The 7,435-nt window shown below is 66.5% G+C and carries 10 protein-coding genes; 6 read left to right on the forward strand and 4 right to left on the reverse strand.

Features of this window, described 5'->3' with window-relative positions; genetic code table 11:
* Positions 1-408 precede the first annotated feature (408 nt).
* Positions 409-1,566 (forward strand): Fic family protein, encoded by a 1,158-nt coding sequence (locus ACZ4VF_RS30640; protein WP_467930043.1) that lies wholly within the window; start codon positions 409-411, stop codon positions 1,564-1,566.
* 485 nt (positions 1,567-2,051) lie between these two features.
* Here ACZ4VF_RS30640 and ACZ4VF_RS30645 read toward each other — a convergent pair whose 3' ends face one another.
* The 4 genes from ACZ4VF_RS30645 to ACZ4VF_RS30660 all read right to left on the reverse strand — a co-directional run bounded on the left by ACZ4VF_RS30645 (position 2,052) and on the right by ACZ4VF_RS30660 (position 4,518).
* Positions 2,052-2,261 carry an e9imm peptide gene (locus ACZ4VF_RS30645; protein WP_467930044.1) on the reverse strand — a complete coding sequence of 70 codons (210 nt, stop codon included), beginning with the start codon at positions 2,259-2,261 and terminating at the stop codon, positions 2,052-2,054.
* Positions 2,262-2,275: 14 nt separating this feature from the next.
* The gene (locus ACZ4VF_RS30650) at positions 2,276-2,761 is read right to left on the reverse strand and encodes an NUDIX domain-containing protein (RefSeq protein ID WP_467930045.1); all 486 of its coding nucleotides are present in this window, start codon (positions 2,759-2,761) and stop codon (positions 2,276-2,278) included.
* A gap of 19 nt (positions 2,762-2,780) precedes the next feature.
* Positions 2,781-3,995 carry a helix-turn-helix domain-containing protein gene (locus tag ACZ4VF_RS30655; RefSeq protein WP_467930047.1) on the reverse strand — a complete coding sequence of 405 codons (1,215 nt, stop codon included), beginning with the start codon at positions 3,993-3,995 and terminating at the stop codon, positions 2,781-2,783.
* A 154-nt stretch (positions 3,996-4,149) separates the two neighbouring features.
* Entirely contained in the window at positions 4,150-4,518 is a 369-nt protein-coding gene (locus ACZ4VF_RS30660) for a GntR family transcriptional regulator (RefSeq protein WP_365783356.1), read from the reverse strand.
* Positions 4,519-4,664: 146 nt separating this feature from the next.
* Between ACZ4VF_RS30660 and ACZ4VF_RS30665 the strand changes: the two genes are divergently transcribed.
* Genes ACZ4VF_RS30665 through ACZ4VF_RS30685 form a run of 5 tightly spaced genes read left to right on the forward strand, consistent with a single transcriptional unit; the run spans position 4,665 to position 7,421 of the window.
* The gene (locus ACZ4VF_RS30665) at positions 4,665-5,021 is read left to right on the forward strand and encodes an SCO3933 family regulatory protein (RefSeq protein WP_356861109.1); all 357 of its coding nucleotides are present in this window, start codon (positions 4,665-4,667) and stop codon (positions 5,019-5,021) included.
* Positions 5,022-5,023: 2 nt separating this feature from the next.
* Positions 5,024-6,379, forward strand: a complete 1,356-nt coding sequence (locus ACZ4VF_RS30670) for an FtsK/SpoIIIE domain-containing protein (protein WP_467930048.1) — start codon at positions 5,024-5,026, stop codon at positions 6,377-6,379.
* Positions 6,380-6,434: 55 nt separating this feature from the next.
* Complete coding sequence (locus ACZ4VF_RS30675) at positions 6,435-6,572, forward strand: hypothetical protein (protein WP_467930049.1); 138 nt, start codon at positions 6,435-6,437, stop codon at positions 6,570-6,572.
* A gap of 4 nt (positions 6,573-6,576) precedes the next feature.
* Complete coding sequence (locus tag ACZ4VF_RS30680; RefSeq protein WP_467930050.1) at positions 6,577-6,735, forward strand: hypothetical protein; 159 nt, start codon at positions 6,577-6,579, stop codon at positions 6,733-6,735.
* A complete protein-coding gene (locus ACZ4VF_RS30685; protein WP_467930052.1) occupies positions 6,735-7,421 on the forward strand; it encodes a DUF2637 domain-containing protein in 687 nt (228 codons plus the stop codon). The genes ACZ4VF_RS30680 and ACZ4VF_RS30685 overlap by 1 nt, the downstream gene beginning before the upstream one ends.
* Positions 7,422-7,435 lie beyond the last annotated feature (14 nt).

Raw genomic sequence — 7,435 nt, forward strand, 5'->3', positions numbered from 1 at the left:
TAGTAGTTGGGGCGAGCGCAATGGGGTGCTGTGGCGGGCGTCTGCGGCAATGCCTGCCGGCGGGGCTGCCGCTTTGAGGTCAGTGCCCGTGGCTGGAGTGCTATGCCGCCCTGTCGGAGCGCGCGGTATGACGCAAGCGCATACCGGCGAAACCGCACATGACAATGGGTGCCGCACTGAACGACAGGAGGGATTCGCGTGAGAAGGCCGATGCCGCCTCCTCCTCCGGAGGAGACTATGCAACTCATCGTAAAGTCCGAATCGGGAAAGCTAGCGCGGATCCTCACTGCCCCTGGTGCCGGTCCTACTGACCCATACCTTCCCTGGGATAAGCTTCGATATAAGAACCCGCCCGACGGTCTAACGCACGAGGAATGGTGGGCGGGCATTAAGCTTGCGCGCCGCAGAGTGCAGCGTACCCTGCCGTTGACAGATGTTAACGATGAGCCGTTCGTTTTCGCTCTCCCGGACGTCGTCCTTAAGTCCTTGGAGGAAGTAAGTCGAGATGCTAGCGGGAAGATCACTATCAGCGAGCAGGTTACTAACCCTGCGACGCGGGACCGTTATCTGATTAACTCCCTGATCGAGGAGGCGATTAACTCTAGTCAGCTAGAAGGTGCTTCTACGAGCCGCAAAGTTGCTAAGGAGATGATCCGCACACAGCGTCAGCCTCGTGACCGTGATGAGCGGATGATCTATAACAACTATCAAGCGATGCGCATGATTGGAGATCTGCGCAACCAGCGGCTGACGCCGGAAATGATCTGCGAGATCCACCGAGTGGTTACGGATGGAACCCTCGATAACCCGAGCGCCTCGGGCCGCTTCCAGTTGCCGGACGAGGATCGTGTGGGCGTCTGGAACGGTGACCTGCTGCTGCATAGTCCGCCACCTGCTGCAACGCTGCCTGAGCGTGTGCAGAGGCTATGCGACTTCGCAAACGGCGAATTGGACGAAGTTTATATTCCCCCAGTCCTCCGTGCAATTACAGTGCACTTCATGATCGGGTATGATCATCCATTCGAGGATGGGAATGGTCGGACGGCCAGGGCTCTGTTCTATTGGTCGATGCTGAATCAGGGCTACTGGCTCACCGAATACGTAGCCATCTCGCCCATCCTGAAGAATGCGCCTTCCAGGTACGCTCACAGCTATTTGCACTCTGAGGATGATGAAAACGACCTGACGTACTTCCATTTGTATCAACTGGGTGTGTTGCAGCGGTCTATTTCTCAGTTGCATGACTACCTCTTCAGGAAGGCGGAGGAAGTTCGTGAACTGCAGCAGAGCATCTCTGGTGCGCAAAAGCTCTTCAATCACCGACAGATCGCCCTGCTGAATCATGCGCTAAAGAATCCAGGTGCATCCGTAACTGCGCAATCGCATATGGCGAGCCATAATGTCGTCTATGAAACGGCACGGCAGGATCTACTCGGCCTTGAAGATTACGGACTGCTGCAAAAAAGTAGGGCTGGCCGATCGTTCGTTTGGACGCCAGTTGAAGACTTGGGGCAGCGATTGCGAGGGATGAATAGCGCAGGTGAGAGTGTGCCCGACTCGGACTGACTCCTATCGCAAAGGTCAACCTTATGTAGGGAGCGCCAAGGCGCTAGGTCGGTGGAGCGGGTTTGGGCTGGAGCTGCTTTGGGGCGAGTGATCATGGCCCCGTAAGCTTCCGGCGCGTCGGGCAGTCTGTGGACCTGCCCGGTAAAGCACGACGTTGGGGCCATGATCTTAGAGGCTCGCCCCAAAGTGGCTGCCTAAAGCCGTGGAGCCGGCCGCCCCAGCCACCAGGGTGTTTTGACCTTGGCGGCGCCGTCTCACCCTTACCCCGACCTGGTCGTTACCCCCTTGCGGGCGCGGGCGGGCGACGGCGCGCGGCCCCGGTGACGAAGGCAAGGAGGGGCGGCGCGACGGCGCCCGGCCGACGCCGCCGCGCTGTGCGCGGCACCTTCGATCTTCGATCGGACTGCTTGCAGTTCAGGAGGCCGAAAGCAACGGCGAGCGAAGCGAGCCCTTGATGAAGTAGGGAAAGTCTTACCGCGCTGTGATCACAGAGCGAACGGCTCGTAGGCCAGGGCTCGGTCCACGACCTTCTCAGCCGTCAGCTGCGGATCGAAGTCCCAGAAGATGTAGTCACTGATGTGTGGGCAGTCGAGGCCGCGTCTGAGTGCCTCGATGAGCTGGTCGGCTTCCGTCTCGTCGGGGTAGTCGCCGTCCATGAGCCGTTGCACGAGCAGGATCCCTTCCTCTCGGCTCATGGTCCGCGGCGTCGTCATGCCGCCTCGTTGCCGGGCTTCTGCCCGTGTTCGAGGTAGACCGGTGCACCTCCGTTCCGGGCCTCTGCGGCTGCGAGGATGCGTCGGGCCAGTCGCGGGATCGTACGCTCGGTGATCTGCTCCGGAGACACGAACGCGAAGCTCTTCAGCTCCTCTGGCTGCAAGGTGATCGCTTCCAGGTGGTCCTGCGTGAGCTGGCCGCCGTCGAACAGGTACAGCACCTTGTCGCCCTCGGCCTCGCTGGGGGCCCAGTCGACCGCGAGTAGGCGTCCGATGGGCGGGGTGATCCCCAGCTCCTCCTGGACCTCGCGGATGGCGGCGTGCAGCGGGGACTCGCCGGTCTCGACGTACCCGCCGGGGATCTCCCAGTAGTCCTTGTAAGAGGGCTCCACCATGAGGACCCGCCCGGCGGCATCAAAGAAGAGCGCACCCGCTGCCATGCGCGGGTGCGCCATCTTCGCTTCGTGTGCATTCGGCGCCATGCAGCCGAGGGTACCCAGGTCAGACCACGCGCAGCCTGTCGGCCAGGTCGGCCAGGTTCCGGCTCGGCCGGCCGCGCTGCCCTCGCACCCAGGTGAGCACCAGCTCCCGCGCCAGGTAGTGGCTCCGCACCTGCTCTGGTGCCCAGCTCTCTGCTTCGAGGACCTTGGCGAGCGCGTCGTCCATCCGGTTGTGGGCGCTGAGAGCCCGGGCTACTTCGAGGTTGTGCCGCGTACGGCGTTCCGTCGGCAGTCCTGTCGTGTCGATCTGCGGGCCAAGGTCGACCGCTACCTGCATGTCGCCCAGCTCGGCCGCCGTGGCCACCCGATGAATGGCGACGTTCGTCGGCCCGAAGGCGGTCCAGACGTGGTTGGCGTCGGTGCCCAGTCGGTCGGCTGCCCGTCTCGCCTCGTCCAGGAAGGCCCGCGTCGTGGCCCGGTCGTCGGCACGGGCTGAGGCCATGGACCCCGCCAGGAACAGGGTCCCGTAGATGGACAAGAACTCGGGCGTCGCCTCCTGGAGACCCGGCCGGAGGTAATCGCCCGCGTCCCCGACCAACTGCACGGCTGCGTCGAACCGGCCGTTGGACAGCAGGCAGTGCGCGACGGACCGGAAGAGAGAACCGGTCACGACCGGGTTGCCGGACTGCTGTGCTGCTGCCAAGCCGCGGTCGGCTGCGATCCATGCCAGGTCGGTCTCACCGAGCTTGGTGAGCACCATGGCCGCGCCCTGGTACGTCATGGCCATCAGCTCGTGCGCCCGCTCTCGCTCCCGTCCCTGGTACGACTGGGCGGCGATGAGTGCATCGGCCAGGAGCAAGGGCAGACGCCGGGTCGCGAAGCCGTAGCGTGATTCCTGGTAGGCATCCCAAACCTCTCCGACGTTGCGGCTCAGCTCGGCGAGCGACGTCGGCTCGCCTTCGGTGGCGACGCCTAGCAGCGGTGTCAGCTGGCGGTAGTTCATGAGGGCTGAGCGGAGTGCCGGCACCGTGCGGGCGCCGCTGTCGGGCGTCCACTCCAGAAGGGTGGGCTCGGCCAGCAGGTCGCCGAGCGTCACGTCCAGGGCGTCGGCGAGCGACTTGATGACCGAGAGCCGGTCCAGCTCGATGCGGTTGTTCTCCGCCTTGCTCAGCCAGTCCACCGTGCGGCCCACGAGTCCGGCCAGGACCTCTTGGGAGATCCCCCGCCTTCGGCGGTACCAAGCGACTCGTTCACCGATCGTCAGGTTCGTCGTCATTCCTCGCATGGCTAGAGCGTCTTCCCATCTCCCTATGGGACCCCGGAGAAATTTTCCGGGGTAGTGCGCTGCCTCGCTCCTAGCGTCGTAACTACCCCGAGAGGTGGCCAGGCCGAGGAGGTGAACGTCATCGCACGTCGTGCCGACGAGCTGGTCAGCCGTCTTGCGGCTGCTTGCGCACCAGTTGCTCAAGCTGATCCATCCGCTCCGCGAGCCGACGCACCTCGCGCCGTACGTCGGACAGATAACCGGCGATCTCCTCGAACTCCGGGCTGTGCTTCGTCTGACGGGGCTCCTCGGGGAGGGTGACGAAGCTGCCCTTGCCCTGGTGGGAGATCGCGTACCCGTCTTCCCGCAGCCGCGAGATCGCCTGGCGGGCCACGGTCCGAGAGACGTCATGCTCGTTCATCAGCTCCGTCTCAGACGGCAGCTTGGTGCCGGGTTCCAGCTCTCCCTGCCGGATGCGCCTCTTGAAATCGTCGGCGATCTCCAGGTACTTCGCCCGCCCGGTGAACTCGGCCATAGCCCCTCTCAGTGCTTGTCGCACTAAGTGCAGCACATCCAACCGACACCCGTCGAGAAGTACTTGACGTACTAAGTATGTCAGGTGCGCTCTCGTGGCAGGTCGACGTACTAAGTACGTCAAGTCCAACCCTGAGGAGCGCGCTCATGCGTCAGATCCCCGTCGACACCTCCGCCGCGACCGTGATGGTTGCCAAGCCCCCGCAGCCCAAGGTGAAGGACCGCCGTACCGGCGAGATCGCCACCGACGTCGAGACCGGGGCGAAGCTGATGACCGTGGACGTGATGTTCGCGGCGAACGACGAGGTGGAGATCCTGTCCATCACCGTTCCGGAGCCGGGCATCTCCGGTGAGCTGACCATGGGTACCCCGGTCGCGCTCACGGGCCTGATCGCCCGGCCGTGGGAGAACGACTTCAACGGCCAGAAGCGACACGGCATCGCCTTCCGCGCCGTCGCGGTCACGTCCCTCGTCGCCGCTGCTGCGAACTCCAAGGCAGCCTGATCATGGTCGCGTTCACGGTCGCTCTGGTGCTGGTCGTCGCCGCTGCGGGTCTCCTGCGGTGGCGGCGTCCCGCCTGGTACTGGATGACCTTCGGCGTCACCCTGGCGAGCCTGCGGGTCCTGGTCCGCTACGCCTCCGCCATGGACGCCTGCGGGCTGACCGTCCCGCCCTCACGCTGGCGACTGGCCTTAGCCCGCATGACCAACCGGCCGGTCCCCGAGTCCCGCCCACCGCGCATCCTGCGCTTCCGCCCGACCCGGACCGGCCTGGTCCTGAGGCTGGGACTGCGGCCCGGCCAGGACGCCTTCGACGTCGCCGCCGCCTCGGACCGGCTCCGGCACTCGTTCTCGATGTACGGAGTCACCTCGCGTGAGGTGCGCTCGGGGGTCGTGGAAGTGCGGATGACCGGCTACGACGTCCTCAAGCGGGTGCAGATGCCTGCCAAGGTCGACATCCGGCCGATGCGGGTTCCCGTCGCCCTGCGCGAGGACGGCTCGGTGCACTACCGCGACTACCGCGCCGTGCCACACGCTCTCACCCTGGGCGCCACCGGGTCGGGTAAGTCCGTCTATCAGCGCAACCTCGTTGCCGGGCTGGCCCCGATGGACGTCGCCCTGGTCGGCATCGACTGCAAGCAGGGGGTTGAGCTGTCCCCGCTGGCCCGCCGGTTCTCAGCCCTCGCCGACAACCCCGACACCGCCGCCGAGCTGCTGGACGCGCTCGTGTCCCGCATGGAAGGGATCTACCAGCTCATCCGCGCCGAACAGCGCATCACCGCCGCGGTGCCGGACGCGGAGATAGCCGCCGACATCTGGGACCTGCCCGACCACCTGCGACCCGTGCCGGTCGTGATCCTGGTCGATGAGGTCGCCGAACTCGCCCTGTTCGCCACCAAGGACGAGGAGAAACGGCGCGACCGCATCATCACCGCCCTGGTCCGCCTCGCCCAGCTCGGCCGCGCGGCCGGCATCTACCTGGAAATCTGCGGCCAGCGCTTCGGCTCCGAACTCGGCAAGGGCATCACCATGCTCCGCGCCCAGCTCACCGGCCGCACCGCGCACCGCGTCAACGACGAGACCAGCGCGAACATGGCCTTCGGTGACATCTCCCCGGACGCCGTTCTTGCCGCTATCCAGGTCCCCGCAGAACGGCGCGGCCTTGCCATCTCCGGGGATGTCACTGGGGGCTGGCACCGCATCCGTGCCCCGCACACCTCGCTCCGGCAGGCCGTCAACACCTGCAACCGGCATGCCGACCGCACCCCGGACCTGCCCGAGCTGGCTGCCTTCCGGCCCGAGTTGACCGCCACCGCCGCTACCGCAGTGCCGCTGTCCAAGACGGCTCCTGCCACGGCCTGACCACCCCGCTCCCCGGTCGGCGCGACCGCTTTCGCGCCAGATCCCTACCCCTGCCATGCCTGATCCCAGAAAGGCCCTCCCGATGTTCTGCGAGCACTGCGGCGACCTCGACGGCGCCGAGACCGGTATCGACCACGACGAACGCGACTGCCCCTGGTACGAGACCGCCGACGACGAGACCCCGAAGGACTGACGCCATGTGCCCCGACTGCGAGGACTTCGCCCGGACCGTCCTGCTGCTCGGACAGCTCGCCCTGTACGCCGACACCACCGGCGCCGACGTCGACTTCGTCGACGCCGTCAGCCCGTCCCTGGCGGCCTCGCTCCCGCAGCCGCCGACCGGGGAGGAGTCCTGATGGCCGGCCGTCACGGTCTGCGCGTGGACGCCGTCCTGGTCCAGGCCGTCATCGCCGGAGCCTTGTCCTTCGCCCACCTGCACGACCTGGCCGCCGCTGCCGGACAGGACGGCTGGAAGGCCTGGGCCTACCCCGTCTCCGTCGACCTGCTCCTGGTCGCCGCCTGGCGACGGCTCCGCAGCGAGGGCCCGTCGCGCTTGGCCTGGTGCTGGTTCCTCATCGCCCTCTTCGCCTCGCTGGGCGCCAACGTCGCCACCGCCGGATTCCTCGACCTGACCGACCCGCCCGCGCTGCTCCGCCTCGGCATCGCCGGATGGCCCGCGCTTGCCTTCCTCGGCGGCACCCTTCTCGCCCACTCCGCCAAGCAACCGACGACCGAACCGCCGGCACCCGACCCGGCCACGGCAACCGACATCGCGGACGACCGCGAACGGGCCCCCGAACCCGCCCCGGACCCGGAGCCCGCTACGGCCACCGAGCCCGTCCCGGCCCCGGTGGACGAACCGGCGGCGCTCCCGCCCGCCGACCCGGCGCCCGCGGTTCCCGCCGTTCTCATCGACCACGCCCGCAAGGTCGCCGCCGACTACCGCGACCGCACCGGCGCCCCCATCGACACCGACACCCTGCGCGCCCGCCTCGGCGTCCCGCCCCACCTCGCCGACGCCATCGCCGCCCAGCTCGCCTGACCCGGAAGGAGAAG

It is taken from the genome of Streptomyces sp. NPDC029151 (assembly GCF_055564315.1).